This is a genomic window from Cupriavidus sp. a3 (genome assembly GCF_051015765.1).
In the GTDB taxonomy this organism is placed as follows: domain Bacteria; phylum Pseudomonadota; class Gammaproteobacteria; order Burkholderiales; family Burkholderiaceae; genus Cupriavidus; species Cupriavidus oxalaticus_A.
In genome coordinates this window covers 2,400,134-2,417,421 of sequence record NZ_CP170643.1, presented here as the reverse complement: position 1 = coordinate 2,417,421, position 17,288 = coordinate 2,400,134, and the positions used below count along the sequence as shown (strand labels likewise).

The 17,288-nt window shown below is 69.0% G+C and carries 17 protein-coding genes; 9 read left to right on the top strand and 8 right to left on the bottom strand.

Annotation, left to right across the window (positions count from 1 at the left end):
* Positions 1 to 180, bottom strand: a complete 180-nt coding sequence (locus ACAD63_RS11755) for a hypothetical protein (protein WP_135705266.1) — start codon at positions 178 to 180, stop codon at positions 1 to 3.
* A gap of 270 nt (positions 181 to 450) precedes the next feature.
* Between ACAD63_RS11755 and ACAD63_RS11750 the strand changes: the two genes are divergently transcribed.
* Entirely contained in the window at positions 451 to 1,248 is a 798-nt protein-coding gene (locus ACAD63_RS11750) for a crotonase/enoyl-CoA hydratase family protein (protein ID WP_434032677.1), read from the top strand.
* A gap of 24 nt (positions 1,249 to 1,272) precedes the next feature.
* On the opposite strand, the gene ACAD63_RS11745 is transcribed toward ACAD63_RS11750, so the two are convergent.
* From ACAD63_RS11745 to ACAD63_RS11735, 3 genes are all read right to left on the bottom strand, one after another.
* Complete coding sequence (locus ACAD63_RS11745) at positions 1,273 to 2,760, bottom strand: acyl-CoA-binding protein (RefSeq protein WP_434032676.1); 1,488 nt, start codon at positions 2,758 to 2,760, stop codon at positions 1,273 to 1,275.
* Positions 2,753 to 4,027, bottom strand: coding sequence for an MASE1 domain-containing protein (locus tag ACAD63_RS11740; RefSeq protein ID WP_135705269.1), 1,275 nt, complete (start codon positions 4,025 to 4,027; stop codon positions 2,753 to 2,755). Before ACAD63_RS11740 ends, ACAD63_RS11745 begins: the two co-directional genes overlap by 8 nt.
* A gap of 119 nt (positions 4,028 to 4,146) precedes the next feature.
* Positions 4,147 to 4,962 carry an IclR family transcriptional regulator gene (locus ACAD63_RS11735; protein WP_434032675.1) on the bottom strand — a complete coding sequence of 272 codons (816 nt, stop codon included), beginning with the start codon at positions 4,960 to 4,962 and terminating at the stop codon, positions 4,147 to 4,149.
* A 226-nt stretch (positions 4,963 to 5,188) separates the two neighbouring features.
* Here ACAD63_RS11735 and ACAD63_RS11730 point away from each other — a divergent pair, with 226 nt between their 5' ends.
* The 4 genes from ACAD63_RS11730 to ACAD63_RS11715 all read left to right on the top strand — a co-directional run bounded on the left by ACAD63_RS11730 (position 5,189) and on the right by ACAD63_RS11715 (position 9,509).
* Positions 5,189 to 6,367, top strand: coding sequence for a thiolase family protein (locus ACAD63_RS11730; RefSeq protein WP_135705271.1), 1,179 nt, complete (start codon positions 5,189 to 5,191; stop codon positions 6,365 to 6,367).
* 58 nt (positions 6,368 to 6,425) lie between these two features.
* Positions 6,426 to 7,190, top strand: coding sequence for an SDR family NAD(P)-dependent oxidoreductase (locus ACAD63_RS11725; RefSeq protein WP_135705272.1), 765 nt, complete (start codon positions 6,426 to 6,428; stop codon positions 7,188 to 7,190).
* A gap of 56 nt (positions 7,191 to 7,246) precedes the next feature.
* Entirely contained in the window at positions 7,247 to 8,011 is a 765-nt protein-coding gene (locus ACAD63_RS11720) for a crotonase/enoyl-CoA hydratase family protein (protein ID WP_135705273.1), read from the top strand.
* Between the two features lie 253 nt (positions 8,012 to 8,264).
* A complete protein-coding gene (locus tag ACAD63_RS11715; RefSeq protein ID WP_434032674.1) occupies positions 8,265 to 9,509 on the top strand; it encodes an MFS transporter in 1,245 nt (414 codons plus the stop codon).
* A 257-nt stretch (positions 9,510 to 9,766) separates the two neighbouring features.
* Here ACAD63_RS11715 and ACAD63_RS11710 read toward each other — a convergent pair whose 3' ends face one another.
* Complete coding sequence (locus ACAD63_RS11710; RefSeq protein ID WP_195427678.1) at positions 9,767 to 10,747, bottom strand: SDR family oxidoreductase; 981 nt, start codon at positions 10,745 to 10,747, stop codon at positions 9,767 to 9,769.
* 172 nt (positions 10,748 to 10,919) lie between these two features.
* Between ACAD63_RS11710 and ACAD63_RS11705 the strand changes: the two genes are divergently transcribed.
* Positions 10,920 to 11,399, top strand: a complete 480-nt coding sequence (locus tag ACAD63_RS11705; protein ID WP_133096172.1) for a hypothetical protein — start codon at positions 10,920 to 10,922, stop codon at positions 11,397 to 11,399.
* Between the two features lie 72 nt (positions 11,400 to 11,471).
* A complete protein-coding gene (purT, locus tag ACAD63_RS11700; RefSeq protein WP_133096173.1) occupies positions 11,472 to 12,677 on the top strand; it encodes a formate-dependent phosphoribosylglycinamide formyltransferase in 1,206 nt (401 codons plus the stop codon).
* A gap of 21 nt (positions 12,678 to 12,698) precedes the next feature.
* Here the strand turns inward: purT and ACAD63_RS11695 are convergent, their stop codons facing one another.
* Positions 12,699 to 14,024, bottom strand: coding sequence for a mechanosensitive ion channel family protein (locus ACAD63_RS11695; RefSeq protein WP_133096174.1), 1,326 nt, complete (start codon positions 14,022 to 14,024; stop codon positions 12,699 to 12,701).
* A 135-nt stretch (positions 14,025 to 14,159) separates the two neighbouring features.
* A complete protein-coding gene (locus ACAD63_RS11690; RefSeq protein ID WP_029045934.1) occupies positions 14,160 to 14,477 on the bottom strand; it encodes a DMT family transporter in 318 nt (105 codons plus the stop codon).
* Positions 14,478 to 14,593: 116 nt separating this feature from the next.
* Here ACAD63_RS11690 and ACAD63_RS11685 point away from each other — a divergent pair, with 116 nt between their 5' ends.
* Positions 14,594 to 15,511 (top strand): LysR family transcriptional regulator, encoded by a 918-nt coding sequence (locus ACAD63_RS11685; protein ID WP_195427677.1) that lies wholly within the window; start codon positions 14,594 to 14,596, stop codon positions 15,509 to 15,511.
* Here ACAD63_RS11685 and ACAD63_RS11680 read toward each other — a convergent pair.
* Positions 15,506 to 16,729 carry an HD-GYP domain-containing protein gene (locus ACAD63_RS11680; protein ID WP_434032673.1) on the bottom strand — a complete coding sequence of 408 codons (1,224 nt, stop codon included), beginning with the start codon at positions 16,727 to 16,729 and terminating at the stop codon, positions 15,506 to 15,508. The genes ACAD63_RS11685 and ACAD63_RS11680 overlap by 6 nt on opposite strands.
* Before the next feature lie 223 nt (positions 16,730 to 16,952).
* On the opposite strand from ACAD63_RS11680, the gene ACAD63_RS11675 reads away from it, so the two are divergent.
* On the top strand, positions 16,953 to 17,246 hold the full coding sequence (locus ACAD63_RS11675) for a putative quinol monooxygenase (protein WP_133096177.1): 294 nt from the start codon (positions 16,953 to 16,955) through the stop codon (positions 17,244 to 17,246).
* Positions 17,247 to 17,288: the final 42 nt, after the last annotated feature.

Genomic DNA, 17,288 nt, shown 5'->3' with positions numbered 1-17,288 from the left:
TCAGGCCCGGGCCGGCGCGCGCGCCTGCGCGGCCCGGGACAGGCCGGGGCTGCCCGGCACCGGCGAGACATGGGCAACATGCACGGACAAGGGCCCGGCCAGCAGCGGGCGGCTGGCCAGGCGGCGGGCGGCGGCAACGCTGTCGGGCGATCCGTCCATCGCGAGTACGACGACTGTCATGGGCAGGGATCCAGGATTAACAAGGCAGCGGGCAGGCTGCCCCCTACTTTCCGGATTCTGGGGGTATTGCGCAAGTCATGCGTGGCCTGCTACCGGCTGCACGAAAGAATTCATCGCCCTGCATAACATACTGAAGTCCCGAGAATCGCCCCGGCAATCGATACATGCCCGCTATCGCCCGCCAACAAATGAATATTGGACGCGGCCGCCCCGGCTGACTTAGCCTTGGCGGCAGCAACTGAACCCGATGCCCCCCCGGAGACACCCACCATGAGCAACTTCCTCCTCTACGCACAGGACGGCCACATCGTCACGCTGACGATGAACGAGCCCGAGCGCCGCAACCCGCTGACCGGCAACACCGCGGTGGCTGAGTTCCTGGCCGCGATCGAGCGCATCCATGCCGACCGCAGCGTGCGCGCCGTGGTCATCACCGGCGCCGGCACGGCGTTCTCGTCGGGCGGCAACATCAAGGACATGGAACGCCAGGCCTCGGGCCAGGTGCCGGGCATGGAGATCCGGCAGGACTACCGCTGCGGCATCCAGCGCCTGCCGCTGGCGCTGTTCAACCTGGAAGTGCCGGTGATCGCCGCCGTCAACGGCGCCGCCATGGGCGCGGGCCTGGACCTGACCTGCATGTGCGATATCCGCATCGCTTCGGAGCGCGCGCAGTTCGCCGAATCCTTCGTCAAGCTGGGCATCATCCCCGGCGATGGCGGCGCCTGGCTGCTGCCGCGCGTGATCGGGCTGTCGCGTGCCGCCGAGATGACCTTTACCGGGCAGGCGATCGATGCAAAGACCGCGCTGGAATGGAACCTGGTGTCGCGCGTGGTGGCGCCCGAGGCGCTGCTGCCGACCGCATACGAGCTGGCCGGGCGCATCGCGGCCAACCCGCCGCATGCGGTGCGGCTGGCCAAGCGGCTGATGCGCGAGGCCATGCACACCCGCCTCGACACGCTGCTGGAATTGTCGGCCGGCTTCCAGGCCCTGTCGCACCAGACTGCGGACCACCGCGAGGCGGTGCAGGCTTTCCTGGACAAGCGCACGCCGGTGTTCAGCGGAAACTGATCGCGGCAGCTACGCAACCCGGCTTCAGGCGGATTGCGTTTCCGCCGCCTTGAGCTGGTTGACGAGCGCCACATAGTCGCGCATGGCCTGCTCGCGCTGCAAGCCGCGCCGGGCGGCCCAGGCGTCGTACTTGGCGCGCCCGACCATGTCCATCATGCCCGGGCGGTCGCCGCTGACGTCGCCGACGCTGCCCTGCTTGTAGAGCGCATAGAGCGACAGCAAGGTGTCGTTGTCGGGCGCCTGGCGCAGCGTCTTCGACAACGCCGCGGCGGCCTCGAAGGCTTTTTCAGCGGGGCTTGGCCCCTGCAGCGCCGGCGTGCCGCCGAAGTACGCATCTTCCAGCGCCACTTCGTCCGGGAACCACCGCCCCTCCAGCAGCCTGCCGTCGCGCAGCGCAAACGCCAGCACGCCCTGCGAGGCCAGCGTGCCGCTGCGCAAGGTCGCAGGCACCACGGCCATGCCGGTGTTGAGCACCGGCGCGCCGAACGCGGTGAACGCCAGCCCCGCATCCGCCCACTCGCGCAGCCGCGCCAGGCCACGATCGCCACGATAGACCCCGCTGGTCCGGTTGGCGCCCGGCTGGAACCACGCAAAATCGCCCTTGCCGCGCGCATACAGCGCGGCCAGGTCGCCCTGCTCCAGGTCCGCGCGCGCCGCCGCCAGCAGCCCGGTCATCTGGTCCGGCGTCATGCGCGCATCGTCGCGCTCCGCACCCGCCATGCCAAGCGACGTGCCCACGCTGGCCTCGAAGAATTCCAGCACATTGCGCGCCACCAGCTCGCGGTCATTGTCGACGCAGACCATGTGGTAGCTGTCTTCCAGCACCAGCATGCGCGCCTGCCCGGCACGCTTGCCCTGCCCGATCTGCTCGACCAGGAAGTTGGCGGAGCGCAGGCTGGTCAGCTCGTCCAGCCGCGCGTGGACCACCAGCGTGGGGCAGGCAATGCGCTGCAGCCCCTTGCGCACGTAGCCGCGCAAGCGATCGACTTCGCGGATGCACGCCAGCGGCACCCACTGGTAGTGGAAGTTCTCGCCGCGCGCGAACTTGGCCTTGACGATCTCGCGCAGCTGTTCGTTCTTGATGCCGAACGGCTCTTCCTCTTCCACCTTCATCCGGTTGGGAACGCCTGGAATCCGGTACAGCAGCGGGCGCAGGCTGCGATACCATGGCGTGGCCCAGCCGTCGATATAGACCGGCGGCGCCAGCGCCACCAGCCGGCCCCTGGTGTGCTGCTCGCGCTTGACCGTTTCCACCGCCAGCAGCGCGCCCATGCACATGCCCATCACGTGCAGCGTTTCATGCTGGTCGATGATCTCGCGGTATTTGGCGCGCACCGCCTCGAGCCAGTCCTCGGCGCGCACGCCGCACAGGTCTTCGGGTTGCGTGCCGTGTCCCGGCAGCGTCAGGGAGTGCGTGACAAAGCCGGCGCGCTTGAGGCGCTTGTGCATCGAGCCCAGGTCATACTGCGTGCCGCCCAGGCCGTGGATCAGGAACACGCCCGGGTCAGACATGCGCGGGCTCCGCGCCGGCACGGCGCAGCAGTGCCGCCACCTGCTCTACCTTGCCGTCCGCGCCGCGGATGCCGGCCAGCCGCTCGTGCACGCGCAGGCGGCCGCTGCCCGGCAGCGTCACGGCGTATTCCTGCACGCTGTCGGGCGCATCGCCGCGCGCCACGGCGGACCAGGTGGCCTGCACCAGCCCGCGGTCGGTGGCGTCGATATGGTCCAGCCATTCGTCGACGCTGTTGACGTCGCGGATCGTGTCGCCGAGCAACGCCGCCGCGCCCTCGCTCCATGTAGCGCGGCCGGTGACCGCGTCATACTCGACGCTGGCCACGCCCACCGCCTGCAGCGTGCGCGCATAGCGCAGGCGCCAGGCACGCGCTTCCTCCAGCGCGGTGCGGCGGCCCTCGGACAATGCGCGGCCGAGCAGCATCACCAGCGCCCAAACAATGACAAAGCCCTGCACCTCGACCACCGCTTCGCCCGGAAAGCCTTCGATGACGTTGAACGGGCCGGCACCGGCCGCGGTGCGGTGGATGATCAGCAGGCAGCCCAGCAGCGTGGCAATGGCACCGCCGCGCGGTCCCCACAGCAGCGCGGTGGCAAGCAGCAGCGGCATCGGCACGTAGGCCAGCGTGGGCGCAAGGCCGCCGAAGCGCTGCGCGGCGTTGTCCGAGAACACCGCCAGCACCGCCACGATAAAGACCACGAAGGCCAGCCCGCCGGCCGCGAACTGCTGCATCGGCATGCCGCCCGAGCGCCGCACGCGGAAGCCGCGGAACGCCACCGCCAGCGGCCCCACCAGCAGCAGCCCGGCCGCGGTGGAAAAGGCCCAGGCGCGCCATTCGACCGGCAGGTCCAGTCCCGGCCGCTGCCAGCGCCATAGCTCGACCGCCAGCGAAGCGCCCAGCGCCGAGCCGACCAGCGCCCCCGCGATCAGCAGCGTGGCTCCCGGCGGGCTTTGCGGATCGCGCCGGCCATAGGTGGCGATCCAGCCGGCGGTGCCCAGGCTGATGACCTCGATCAGGCCGAAGGCGACCGCCCCGCGCAGCGGCAGGCCGTGCGTGGCCATGCCCCACCCTGCCAGCGCCAGCCCGGCCCCGGCCAGCACCGCTGGCCATGACCAGCGCGCACAGACCAGCAGCGCGGCAAACGTGACGCCGCTGCCGAGCCAGACCGGCACGGCCTCGGTCGACGCATGCGCCAGCGAGCGCGACACCACGCCGGCGACGAGTACCAGCACGGCGACGATTGCCGCCAGGCGTATCTGCTGCATGGCACACCCCCAGGAGGCTGGCTGCGACGGGTTCCCGACGTCCTTGTTTGTGACTCAGGATAGTCGCCAGCCCGCCCGGGGCCAAGACAAGTCACCCCGCCTGGCGGGGCGCCGGAACGTCAGCCTGACACCCCGATGGCCCCCTCCACGTTGCGCACCAGGCTGACCAGCCGCGGGCCGATGTCTTCCTCGATCTGCTTGCTCTGCAGGCTGAACACCGGCACCGACGCGGCAAAGATCCACGCTTCGCCATCGCGCCGTGCGCGCATCGGCACGGCAACGGATTCCACCTCGCGATGCAGGTCGCGATGGCCGCGGCAGAAGCCGTGCTCCTGGAGGTCGCGCGCGGCATCCTTTAGGCGCTGCTGCAGCCAGTCAGCGCGCGCCGGATCGGCGGCGCGCAGCTGGGCCAGATACGCCTCGCGCTCGGGCTCGGGCATCAGCAACAGGTAGCCGCGGCCCGAACCGGTGCGCGAGATCGAGACCCGGGTACCGACCTCGGGCCGGAACACATGGCTGCCCACGCCCTGGGCGATCTCGACGTAGGTCATGGCGTTGCCGTTGCCGACGATCAGCTCGACCTGTCCGGCGATGTGGTCGGCCAGCTCCTGCATGGCCGGCCGCGCCAGCTGGCGCACCGTCATTCGCGCCAGCGCGGGCGCGGCCAGGTTGACCAGCCCGACCCCCGGCACGTAGCGCGACAGGCGCTCCGAATAGTGCAGCAGGCCCAGTTCGCACAGGGTGTCGAGCAGGCGGAACAGCGTCGGCTTGGCCAGCCCGGTGCGCTCCATCAGCTCGCGGCTGCTCAGCTCCTGCACCGTTGGCGAGAAGCAGTTGAGGATCGAAACGCCCCGCGCCAGCGCGCTGACGAGGCGCGACTCGCCATCGGCATCGGCGGCCGGCGGGGTCAGGGAGGCATGTGCTTCATTGGTCATAACCGGGCCTTCGTCTGGATTTTTTTGATACCAGCGTCTCAAAACCCGGATGTTGCCCTTCGTTGATTCCGAAGTCAAACACAGGATTTTGAGTTTACATGGCGAATTTCCGACGCGAGAATTCCGATTCATCGTATTGGACGATCACTTTTTGAAACCGACGTCTCAATATCCCAACTCAACGATTCATCAACGACTCGCAACCGCTGCACCAGGAGACACCCTCATGCAACAAGCCGTCATCGTCGACGCCATCCGCAGCCCGATGGGCCGCTCCAAGCCGGGATCGGCCTTTACCGAGCTGCATGCCACCGAACTGCTGGCCCAGGTGCTCAGGGGCCTGGTCGAACGCAACCAGCTCGATCCCGGCCTGGTGGACGACGTCATCACCGGTTGCGTGACGCAGGCGGGCGAGCAGTCAGCCGGGCCGGGCCGCGTGGCCTGGCTGGCGGCCGGCTTCCCCGACCACGTGCCTGCCACCACCATCGACCGCAAGTGCGGTTCGAGCCAGCAGGCGGTGCACTTTGCCGCGCAAGGCATCATGGCCGGCGCCTACGACATCGTCATCGCCTGCGGCATCGAGTCGATGAGCCGGGTGCCGATGGGCTCGGCGCGCATCGGCCAGAACCCATATGGACCGTCGATGGAAGCGCGCTACGCGCCGGGTCTGGTGTCGCAGGGCGTTGCTGCGGAGCTGGTCGCGGCCAAGTACGAGCTGTCGCGCCAGGACATGGACAACTACTCGGCCCGCTCGCACGAACTGGCTGCCGCGGCCCGCGAGAGCGGCGCCTTCCGCCGCGAGATCCTGCCGATCAGCACGCCCAACGGCGTGGTCGAGCATGACGAAACCATCCGCCCCGGCACCTCGGTGGAAAAACTCGGCACGCTGCAGGCCTCGTTCCGCAACGACGAACTGAGCGAGCGCTTCCCGCAGATCGGCTGGAACGTCACCGCGGGCAATGCCTCGCAGATCAGTGACGGCGCCTCGGCCATGCTGCTGATGAGCGAAGCCATGGCGCAGCGCCTGGGCCTGAAGCCGCGCGCGCGCTTTGTCGCGTTCGACGTCTGCGGCGACGATCCGGTGATGATGCTGACTGCCCCGATCGCGGCCAGCCAGCGCGCCATCAGGAAGAGCGGCCTGGCGCTGGACCAGATCGACCACTACGAAATCAACGAAGCCTTCGCCTGCGTGCCGCTCGCCTGGCAGAAGGCGCTGGGCGCCGACCCGGCGCGCCTGAACCCGCGCGGTGGCGCGATCGCGCTGGGCCATCCGCTGGGTGCGTCGGGCGTGCGCCTGATGACCACCATGCTGCATGCGCTGGAAGACAGCGGCCAGCGCTACGGCCTGCAGTCGATGTGCGAGGCAGGCGGCATGGCCAACGCCACCATCATCGAACGCCTGTAACCGCCTGCGTCGTTCCCGCGCAGGCGGGAACCCAGTGACTTTTTCCTAGGAGACACCCATGAAACTCGAAAACATGTCCGCCGTCGTCACCGGCGGTGCTTCCGGCCTGGGCCTGGCCTGCACCCGCCGCCTGGTGGAGCGCGGCGTCGGCGTGGTCATCGCCGACCTGAACGAAGAGCGCGGCAACGCGGTGGTGGACGAGTTCGGCGGCAAGGTCCGCTTCGTCAAGGCCGACGTCACCGACACAGAGCAGATGAACGCGGTCTACGACGCCGCCGAGGCCATCGCCCCGCTGCGCGCGCTGATCCACTGCGCCGGCCTGGGCGCGCCGGTGCGCGTGGTCGAAAAGGACGGCTCGCCGGGCTCGCTGGAAAAGTACGAGTCGGTGGTGCGCATCAACCTGATCGGCACCTTCAACGCGCTGCGCCTCGGCGCCGCGCGCATGGCCAGGAACGAAATGGTGGACGGCGAGCGCGGCGCATGCGTGCTGACCGCTTCGGTCGCCGCCTACGAAGGCCAGATCGGCCAGATCCCCTACAGCTCGGCCAAGGCCGGCATCGTCGGCATGACGCTGGTGGCCGCGCGCGACCTGGCGCAGCGCGCCATCCGCGTCTGCACCATCGCGCCGGGCCTGTTCGACACGCCGCTGCTGGCGAAGCTGCCGGAGAACGTGCGCACCTCGCTGGGCGCGATGGTGCCGCACCCGGCGCGCCTGGGCGCGCCGGACGAGTACGCCTCGACCGCGCTGCACATCCTGGAGAACCCGATGCTCAACGGCGAGACCATCCGCCTGGACGGCGCCATCCGCATGGCCCCGCGCTGAGCGCCATCGATCACCATCCAGCACTCCCCAATGGCCTTCTTGACCAGGACACCTGCATGAGCGACACGCTGCAACTAGAGACCCGCGGCAATACGCTGCTGATCACCATGAACCGGCCCCAGGCGCGCAACGCCATGGATTTCGAGACCGCGACCGCGCTGGCCGCCGCGATCGACCAGCTGGAAAGCCGTGACGACCTCGCCGTCGCCATCCTGACCGGCGCCGGCGGCACCTTCTGTTCCGGCATGGACCTGAAGGGCTTCCTGGAGGGCAAGCGCCCGAGCCTGCCCGGCCGTGGCTTCGGCGGGCTCACCGAGAAGCCGCCGCGCAAGGTGCTGATCGCCGCGGTGGAAGGCTATGCGCTGGCCGGCGGTTTCGAGCTGGCGCTGGCCTGCGACCTGATCGTCTCGTCGAAGGCGGCCAAATTCGGCCTGCCCGAAGTCAAGCGCGGCCTGGTTGCCGGTGCCGGCGGCCTGATGCGCCTGCCACGCCGCGTGCCGTACCACATCGCCATGGAATATGCGCTGACCGGCAACATGCTGGGCGCCGAGCAGGCGCATGCCTACGGCCTGATCAACCGCCTGACCGAACCGGGCGAAGCGCTGCAGGGCGCGCTGGCGCTGGCCGGGGAAATCGGGGCCAACGGCCCGCTGGCGGTGGCGGTGAGCAAGCAGATCGTGGCCGAGTCGGCGGACTGGAGCAACGAGGAGATGTTCGAGCGCCAGCGCCCGCTGATGGCGCCGGTGTTCACCTCGGCCGATGCGCGCGAAGGCGCCGCGGCCTTTGCGGAGAAGCGCAAGCCGGTGTGGACCGGCAAGTAAGGCGGGAGCAAGCCATGCCGTCGTCGCGCCTTTCGCCTGGACGGCCGGCCGCAAGCCGGCGGGTCAGCCTGGACTAGCGCGGCGCTGGGCCGCCTTCGGCAAAGCGGAAGGCGGCCCAGCCCAAAGCCAAATTGACACGGTGCAGGCTGCCGCTTACTCTCGGCCTACCCTGCGGTATATTCAGCGCATGCTTAACATGCCAGGCGCCGCCGCGGGCACATAACGACAACGACAATCCCGCGAGACGACCATCGTGCCTGCCTCCATCGCGCCTTCCCGCCTGGAAAGCCTCCGCCCGGCCCTGCCGATCCTGCTTGGCGCCTCCCTGATGCTCAGCCTGGCCATGGGCCTGCGCCAGAGCCTGGGCATCTTCATGCCGCCGCTGACGCGGGACATCGGCATCTCGGTCTCCGACTTCACGGTCGCCATCGCCGTGCAGAACCTGGCCTGGGGGCTGCTGCAGCCGCTGGCTGGCGCATGGGCCACGCGGATCGGCTTCCGGCCCCTGATGCTGGCCGGCTCGCTGTCGCATGTGGCCGGGCTGGTGCTGCTGGCGACCGCGCAAGGCATGATCGGCGTCACGCTGGGCGCGGGCGTGGCGATCGGCGCTTCGATGGCCTGCACCGGCAGCGCGCTGGCGATGGCGGTGGCGGCACGGCCGGTGCCGGCGGCGCTGCGCAGCACGGTGCTGGGGCTGGTGTCGGGGGCCGGCTCGCTCGGCGCGCTGCTGGCCGCGCCGATCGGGCAAATGGTGACGCAGGCTTACGGCTGGCGCGCCGGGCTGGCCGCGTTCGTGCTGCTGGCGCTGGTGATGCTGCCGGCGGCCTGGATGGCGGGGCGCGTGGACAAGCTGCCGTTGCCCGCGTTCGGCGGCGCCGACCAGAGCAATGCGCGGCAGGCGCTGGGCACGGCGCTGCGGCACGCGCCGTTCATCGTCATGGCGCTGGCGTATTTCGTCTGCGGCATGCAACTGGTCTTCCTGACCACACACCTGCCGTCGTACCTGGACATCTGCGGCATGGACCCGATGCTTAGCGCGCAGGCGCTGGGCGTGATCGGCGGCTTCAACGTGCTCGGCAGCATCTTCTTCGGCTGGGCCGGCGGGCGCTTCAACAAGCTGATGCTGCTGGGCGGCATCTATACCGTGCGCTCGCTGGCGCTGACCTGGTACTTCTCGTCGGCGCCCACGCCGGGCAGCACGCTGGTGTTTGCCGCGGTGATGGGCTTCCTGTGGCTGGGCGTGGCGCCGCTGGTGTCGGGCTGGATCGCCGAGACCTTCGGCCTGCGCTGGCAGGCGATGCTGGGCGGCGTGGCCTTCTTCAGCCACCAGATCGGCAGCTTTACCGGTGCCTTCGGCGGCGGGGTGGTCTATGACGCGCTGGGCTCGTACACCGTTGCCTGGCAGGCGGGCGTGGCGATGGGGCTGGCGGCCGGGATCGCGCAGATCGTGTTTGCGGTGGCGACGCAGCGTCGACCACCTTTGATGGCGACGTCCTGAGGGCACCGCTCCGTCCGCCGCCGTATCGAGGCGGGATCACGCACGAATGCGGCCTGCACCCCGAACGGGGGATGTGCAGCCGCTGCCGGGCAATTAGGATAAATACCGAGCGGTCCTCTAGCGGATCCTCAGGCCTTTGCGGCCCGCGTTCGCGCGGGCCTTTTTCTATATGGGCCGGCAGCCGCACGCGGCGCAGGTAAGAATCGCCCGCGGTTGTAAATCTGCCTGCCAGTCTGCCTGTCAGTGCCTGCCGGCACTCAGCGGGCGTGGCGGCGCCAATGCCACAGCGCGAGGCCGGCCAGTCCGGCCGCCACCGCCGCGCCGGCAATGCGAAGCTGGCGCATCTGTTCCGGCGAGGTCCAGCCGCCCTGGACGTCCATATGTCCCAGCGAGGCATGGAACAGGTTGCCGTCGGTGACCGGTATCTCGTGCGCCCCGCTGAAATGCCGATGCAGGATGCGGCCGTACGCCCGTTGCAGCAGGCCTGGCGCCAGCAGGTTGGCAACGCGCGCCAGCCTTGCGACCACGCCTACCGTCACCGCCTGCGAGGCCGGCGCCGCGACCGCGCGCAGCACCGCACGCGCGACCGCGCCGGCGTCGACCAGCGGCCGCGGCGGACGCAGTGCCTTGCCGGTGTAGTTGGCACTGTGGCGCATGCCCGGCGTGTCGGCGGTGGCCGGGAAGATGTCGCAGATGCGGATCTGCGGATAGTCGACCAGCTCCGCGCGCAACGCCTCCGAAAAGCCGCGCAGCCCGAACTTGCTTGCCGTATACGACACGCCATATGGCGACGGCGCCCATGCGCCCAGCGACACGATATTGACCAGCACGCCCTTGCGCGCCGCCTTGAAGAACGGCAGCACCGCATGCGCGCCGTGCAGGTAGCCCAGCAGGTTGATGCGTACCACCTGCTCATGCGCGGCCACCGGTGTTTCGTCGAACAGCCCAACCGCGCCGACACCGGCATTGTTGACCCAGACATCGATGCCGCCGTCGCCGAACTCCGCCGCACGCTCGGCCAGCCGGTGCATGGCCGCCGGCTGCGTGACGTCGCCCGGGACGGCCAGTGCCCGCGCGCCCAGTTCGCGGCACGCCGCGGCGGCGCGCGCCAGCGGCGCCTCGCCGCGCGCGCACAGCACCACGCGCGCCTGGGCACGCGCGAACGCCAGCGCGGTGGCCAGCCCGATGCCGCTGGAAGCGCCGGTGATGACAACAGTAAGCGGTCGGGTCGGGGGCATGGCGAACCTCTTTTTGAGTTAACGGCGTATTCCCGCAGGAGCAGCAGGTTCCGTTCCAGCGCGGCGGCGCTGGAATGCAACTTGCCTGTCTGCCTGGGGACCGACCACACGGCCGGCCCACGCGGCCGGTATGGCGTGCCGGCCCCCTGGAACCTGCACAAGGAGCCCTGCCATGATCTCGACCGAACAGGAAATCCTGGTGTGCGGCCCGGAAAACGGCCGCTGGCACCTCGAAATGCGCACCGGCAACGCCGCACCGGAGCGGCTCGCCGGCGAGTTCGATTCGCCCGACATGGCCATCGCCGGCGCCCAGCAGGTCTATCCGTCGATTCCGGTGCGCGTGACCGATATCTCCGGGGCGCCGGCACCGTCGGCCCCCGCGCATGGAGGATCGCTGACCGACTATCACTACGGCGGCCACAGCGCGACCCAGGACGAGAAGCTGACCGGCCGCGCGCATCCGTCGAGCGACACCTCGCAGCCGCCGCCGGGTCCGCACCCTTACCAGGCCACTGATCTCGGCAACCTGCCGGAAGGCACGCCGCGCCACGGCATGTACGGGGTCGCGTCCACTCCGGCAGAGGCGGAGGCGGCCGACCGCAAGGACGAGGCGACACGGCGCCACCCCGGCTCGCGCGACGCCGAAGACTAGGCCAGGGCGACGCCACGGCGGGCGGCACCACGTACAATCCTGGTTTTCCCTTCGCCCCGCCGCCCTGCTGCCATGACCACCCTCGGAACGCCCCTTTCCCCCTCTGCAACCAAAGTGATGCTGCTCGGCTCCGGCGAGCTGGGCAAGGAAGTGCTGATCGCACTGCAGCGCCTGGGCGTCGAGACCATCGCCGTCGACCGCTATGACAATGCGCCGGGCCAGCAGGTGGCCCACCACGCGCGCACCATTGCCATGAGCGACCCGGACCAGCTCAGGGCGCTGATCGAAGCCGAGAAGCCTCACCTGGTGGTGCCCGAGATCGAAGCCATCGCCACCCCCATGCTGGAAACGCTGGAAGCCGCCGGCACCGTGCGCGTGATCCCCACCGCGCGCGCCGCGCGCCTGACCATGGACCGCGAAGGCATCCGGCGCCTCGCCGCCGAGTCGCTCGGCCTGCCCACCAGCCCGTACAAGTTCTGCGATTCGCTGGAAGAACTGCAAGCCGCCATCGATGGCGGCATCGGCTATCCGTGCGTGGTCAAGCCGGTGATGAGCAGCTCCGGCAAGGGCCAGAGCAAGATCGACGGCCCCGAGGGCGTGCAGGCCGCGTGGGACTACGCCATGGCCGGCGGCCGCGTCAGCCACGGCCGCATCATCGTGGAAGGCTTTATCGACTTCGACTACGAGATCACGCTGCTGACGGTGCGCGCCATCGGCGCCAGCGGCCAGGTCGAGACGCAGTTCTGCGCGCCGATCGGGCACGTCCAGGTCAGCGGCGACTACGTGGAAAGCTGGCAGCCGCAGCCGATGCACCCCGCCGCGCTGCAGAAGGCCCAGCAGATCGCGCAGGCCGTCACCGCCGACCTGGGCGGCATGGGCCTGTTCGGCGTGGAACTGTTCGTCAAGGGCGAGCAGGTCTGGTTCAGCGAGGTCAGCCCGCGCCCGCACGATACCGGCATGGTGACCATGGCCACGCAGCACCAGAACGAATTCGAGTTGCATGCGCGTGCCATCCTTGGCCTGCCGGTCGATACCTCGCTGCGCAGCCCCGGCGCCAGCGCGGTGATCTACGGCGGCGTGGACGCGCAGGGCGTGGTGTTCGACGGCGTGGACCAGGCGCTGAGCGTGCCGCAGACCGAGGTGCGCCTGTTCGGCAAGCCCGAGAGCTTTACCAAGCGCCGCATGGGCGTGGCGCTGGCCTATGCGGACGATGTTGACACCGCCCGCACCCGCGCCAAGGAAGCCGCAAGCCGCGTGCGTCCGCGCGCGGTGGGCTGATACCTGAAGGAGCGGAAGGCGTTACAGCACGTGACTGCCCGCGGCGGCATGGGCGGGCGGGTGCGGTGCCGCCACCTGCGCGGCAGCGTGCGCCGCGGCCAGCACCGGCGCCATGCGCACGCCGCTCAGGTCGGCACCGGACGGGGCCTGGTACAGCCGCAGGCCCAGTTCCGGCAGGATCGCCAGCAGGTGGTCGAACACATCGCCCTGGATGCGCTCGTAGTCCATCCACGCCGTCAGCGCGGTAAAGCAATAGATTTCCACCGGGATGCCCTGCGAATCGGGCTCCATCATGCGCACGTTGAGCAGCAGGTCGTGGTGGATTTCGGGATGCGCCTTCAGGTAGGCGATGCCATACGCGCGGAAGGTGCCGACATTGGTCAGCCGCCGCCGGTTCACCGGGTCATTGCCGGCGGCAATCAGCAGCCGGTTGGCCTCGTCGACCTTGGCCTGCTTCTCGGCCAGGTAGTCGTGCAGCAACTGGTACCGCATCAGCGCATGCACTTCGTCGTCTTCCAGGAAGCGCACGCTGCTCGCGTCGATGCGCAACGTCCGCTTGATACGGCGCGCGCCGGACTCGAACATCTGGCGGTAGTTGCGGTAACTCTCCGAAAACAGCTTGTAGGTCGGCACCGTGGTCACGGTGTTGTCCCAGTTCTGCACCTTGACCGTATGCAGCGCGATGTCCTTGACGTAGCCATCGGCATTGCATTGCGGCATTTCGATCCAGTCGCCGATGCGCAGCATGTCGTTCGAGGTCAGCTGCGTGCTGGCCACCAGCGACAGCAGCGTGTCCTTGAACACCAGCAGCAGCACCGCCGACAACGCCCCCAGGCCGGACAGCATCCACAGCGGCGAACGGTTGATCAGGATCGACAGCACCAGCACCGCGCACACCAGCCCCAGCCCGAGCCGCCCCACCTGGATATAACCCTTGATCGAGCGCGTCTGCGCGCGGCGGCTGCCGGCGTAAACGTCCTGCCACGCGCCCAGCACGCCGCCCAGCATCAGGAAGAAGCAGACCCACAGGCTGGAATGGGCCAGGCGCTCCACCAGCAGCGCATAGCGGCCCATGTGCGGCACCTCGCCGATGCCGACGGTGATCACCGCAAAACCCACCGCATAGCCGAAGCGCCGGTACGCGCGATGGCGCGTCAGCGCCTTGCTCCAGGGCCCCTTGCCCCAGACCGTCAGCACGCGATGGGCGATGCGCGACATCACATGGCCGAACAGCCATTGCGCGACCAGCGCGATCAGCACCAGCACCACCAGATACAGCGTGATCTGCGCCCAGGGATGGGCCGGAATACGTTGCTGGAACAGCTCCAGCAGGGCATCGAAACTCATAAGGGGGCGAAGTCAAGCCAGTGGTTCGGCCGGATAGTGTACAAAACGTGCACGCCCCTTCGTAAAACTGCGATCCCAGGACCCACCGGGACCCACCAGGCCCCCTCCCCCCGTGTCCCGCGGCCCTGCCCTCGCTCAGGCAGGCAGCAGCTTCAGCCCCCCGATCCCGACAAAAATCAGCGCGATCAGCGCCAGGCGCATCGGCGCCGCGCTCTCCCCAAGGAACAGGATCCCGATCACGGTGACCCCGATCGCCCCGATCCCGGTCCATACCGCGTACGCCGTTCCCACCGGCAGGTGCCGCAAGGCCGCACTGAGCAGGAAGATGCTGGCCAGGGCGGCCCCGATCCCCAGCACCGTCGGCCCCGGCCGCGTCCATCCGTCCGTGTACTTCAAGGCGAGCGCCATCACGATCTCGATCAGCCCCGCCAGCACCAGCAGCATCCACGCCATTGCCTTTTCCTGTTCCCTGATTGCCGCCCGGCGACCATTGCCGGGCCCGCCAGGCCAATGTAGGCTGTGCGAATCGGCACGAGAACTGGCTATTTTCGCAAAGGGGCTATGCAAACATGCAGGAAGCGGACTGGGACGACCTGAAGTACTTCCTTGCCGTCAGCCAGTCAGGCTCGCTGGCCGGCGCTGCCCGGACGCTGCACGTCAACCACTCCACCGTGCTGCGCCGGCTCGCCCGGCTGGAAGAGGTGCTGGGCACCCTGCTCTTCGAGCGCCATCCGACGGGCTACGCCCTCACCACAGCGGGCGAAGCGCTGGCCCAGCGGCTTGCCGGCGTCGGCGAACAGATCGATGCCGCGCAACGCCAGTTGTCCGGCCTGGACAGCCAGCTGAGCGGGCCGCTGCGGGTCACCACTACGGACACGCTGCTGGCCGGGCTGCTGATGCCGCTGTTCGCGGAATTTCGCGCGCTGCATCCGCGGATCCAGTTGCAGATCGTGGTCAACAACAGCTTCCTGAGCCTGAGCCGGCGCGAGGCGGATGTGGCGGTACGTCCGGCCAGCGCGCCGCCGGAATACCTGGTCGGGCGCCAGGTCGGGATGCTGGAAACTGCGCCGTACGCATCGCGCGACTACCTGGCGCAAACCGGCAACGCCCCGGCCCGTGGAACCGCAGCGCCTGACTGGGCCGGCCACGACTGGGTGGTCCCGGACGACGCGCTCGCGCATCTCGCGCAGGCTCGCTGGGTGGCCGAGCACGTGCCGCCGGCGCGCCGGCTGGTGAGCGTAGACAGCCTGGTGGCCATGGTCGATGCCGTCAGGCATGGCATGGGTATCGGCATGCTGCTGTGCCTGCTGGCCGAGCACGACGCAGGCCTGGTCCGTCTGGCCCGGCCCGACCCCGCGCTCGGCACGCCGCTGTGGATCCTGACCCATCCCGACCTGCGCCATAGCGCGCGGGTCCGGGCGTTCAACGACTTTCTCTACGCCAGGCTCAGTGCGTCGCCCTGGCTGAAGCCGGCGCCGGCGCTATGAAGCGTTCGTATTCGTATACATCGCCATCAGTTGCTCGTCCGTGTAACCCCATTCGGCGGCATTCTCGAACGCCACCACCGTCTCCTCGCTGTGCCGCAGGTCGATCAGTTCCGTCGGTACCGGGCGTGACTGCGACACCGAATAGAACGCCATCACCAGCGGCCGCAAGGGGTCGGCTTCGTTCTGGCCGCAAACCACCGCCAGCCGGTTGGAGCGCAGCCGCAGCACGGTGCCCAGCGGGTAGATGCCGACGGTGCGCGTGAAGGCCTTGAACACCCGGCGGTCGAACAGCGTGTCGACGCGCACGGCCATGTATTCCATGGCGCGCGCCGGCGACCATTGCTGGTGGCCCGGACGGTCCGAGGTCAGCGCATCGTAGGCGTCGCAGATCGCGGCAATCCTGGCGTGGATGCTCAGTTCGTGGCCGGCCAGCCCGAACGGGTAGCCGCGGCCGTCCACGCGTTCGTGGTGGTGGACACAGACATCGAGCGGGATATTGGAGACCAGCCGCGCCTCGTTGAGGATGCGGTAGCCCGCCGACGGATGGCGGCGGTAGCTTTCCTCTTCCTCGGGCGTGCGTGCGACGGCCTTGTGCTGCACGGATTCGGGCAACGTCAGCTTGCCGATGTCGTGCACCAGGCCGGCGAGGCCGAGTTCGCGCACCTCGTCCTCCGGCAGGCTCAGCGTCCGCCCGACCGCGATCATCAGCGCGCAGACGGCAAAGGCGTGCAGGTAGCTGTAGTCGTCGCGCGCCTTGAGCCGCGCCAGCGCCAGCAGCGCCTGCCCGTGGCGCGACAGCGAGCGCGACGCGGCGTCGACCAGCGGCAGCGCGCGTCCGACCTCCAGCGCGCGGCCCATGCGGATGTCGGCGAACATGGAGCCGATCATCGCCTTGCCGGACTGGAGCAGGTCGCGCGCCCGGCCGAGCTCGGCTTCGAGCGAAGCGACCGGCTGCTCGGCCGCAGGCTCCCACGCCGGTGGCTCGGCCTCGGCAACCGGCACTGGCGGCGCCTCGGGCACGGCTGGTGCGGGCAGGTTGCGCCCCTTGAGGATATCGATCCAGACTTCGCGGACGCCCGCGGACTGGATCTGCCGAATCTGGTCTTCGTGGCTGACCAGAAACTTCGCGCGCCAGAACGGGTGGCTGATCCACGGCCCACCCAGCCTGGCGACAAACATCCCGACCTGCAATTGTTCCGACCCGATTCGTCTCAGCATGAGATGTCCCCCGGACGCTGGTTTTTTTCTTGTCGGAATGGCTATCGGCAGGCCGGCGCCAGACTTGAGGCCTGTTTTTTGCCCGCCGGAACCGCGCCGGCGTTGTCAAGGGGGCGCCAAATGCCCGGACGGCGCCGTCAGGCATTCCAGGCGGCCCCGGCGCCGGCGCTACAATGGCGCGCCCAGAGCTCACCAGACGCCAGCCAGTCGCCCCCGTTCAACCATGTCCGGAACGTACACGCTAGTCGGCATCGCCCGTGCCAAGTCCCATCGCCGCGAGGCGCTGGTATCCCAGCTCACCACGCTGCAAACGCGCGGGCTGAAGGAGCCCGGCTGCCTGGACTACCATGTCGGGCAGGATGCCGAGGACGCTCAGGTCTTCGTGATCTATATGGTCTGGGACTCGAAGAACGCGCTGGAATCGCACCTGAACCGGCCGTATATGCGCGATTTCCACGCGTCGCGGCGGGAATTCGTCGAAGGCGACTTCAGTTTCCGCTGGCTGAATGCGGCCTGACACGGCCTGAAACGGCCTGAAACGGCCAGCCACGGCGCCAGG

Bases quoted from the DNA above. Each gene is read 5' to 3' on its own strand.
- ACAD63_RS11730 (WP_135705271.1), top strand. From the start codon at position 5,189: ATGCAACAAGCCGTCATCGTCGACGCCATCCGCAGCCCGATGGGCCGC.
- ACAD63_RS11735 (WP_434032675.1), bottom strand. From the start codon at position 4,962: ATGACCAATGAAGCACATGCCTCCCTGACCCCGCCGGCCGCCGATGCC.
- ACAD63_RS11705 (WP_133096172.1), top strand. From the start codon at position 10,920: ATGATCTCGACCGAACAGGAAATCCTGGTGTGCGGCCCGGAAAACGGC.
- ACAD63_RS11725 (WP_135705272.1), top strand. From the start codon at position 6,426: ATGAAACTCGAAAACATGTCCGCCGTCGTCACCGGCGGTGCTTCCGGC.
- ACAD63_RS11740 (WP_135705269.1), bottom strand. From the start codon at position 4,027: ATGCAGCAGATACGCCTGGCGGCAATCGTCGCCGTGCTGGTACTCGTC.
- ACAD63_RS11750 (WP_434032677.1), top strand. From the start codon at position 451: ATGAGCAACTTCCTCCTCTACGCACAGGACGGCCACATCGTCACGCTG.
- ACAD63_RS11710 (WP_195427678.1), bottom strand. From the start codon at position 10,747: ATGCCCCCGACCCGACCGCTTACTGTTGTCATCACCGGCGCTTCCAGC.
- ACAD63_RS11745 (WP_434032676.1), bottom strand. From the start codon at position 2,760: ATGTCTGACCCGGGCGTGTTCCTGATCCACGGCCTGGGCGGCACGCAG.
- ACAD63_RS11685 (WP_195427677.1), top strand. From the start codon at position 14,594: ATGCAGGAAGCGGACTGGGACGACCTGAAGTACTTCCTTGCCGTCAGC.
- ACAD63_RS11690 (WP_029045934.1), bottom strand. From the start codon at position 14,477: ATGGCGTGGATGCTGCTGGTGCTGGCGGGGCTGATCGAGATCGTGATG.
- ACAD63_RS11680 (WP_434032673.1), bottom strand. From the start codon at position 16,729: ATGCTGAGACGAATCGGGTCGGAACAATTGCAGGTCGGGATGTTTGTC.
- ACAD63_RS11720 (WP_135705273.1), top strand. From the start codon at position 7,247: ATGAGCGACACGCTGCAACTAGAGACCCGCGGCAATACGCTGCTGATC.
- ACAD63_RS11755 (WP_135705266.1), bottom strand. From the start codon at position 180: ATGACAGTCGTCGTACTCGCGATGGACGGATCGCCCGACAGCGTTGCC.
- ACAD63_RS11675 (WP_133096177.1), top strand. From the start codon at position 16,953: ATGTCCGGAACGTACACGCTAGTCGGCATCGCCCGTGCCAAGTCCCAT.
- purT (WP_133096173.1), top strand. From the start codon at position 11,472: ATGACCACCCTCGGAACGCCCCTTTCCCCCTCTGCAACCAAAGTGATG.
- ACAD63_RS11695 (WP_133096174.1), bottom strand. From the start codon at position 14,024: ATGAGTTTCGATGCCCTGCTGGAGCTGTTCCAGCAACGTATTCCGGCC.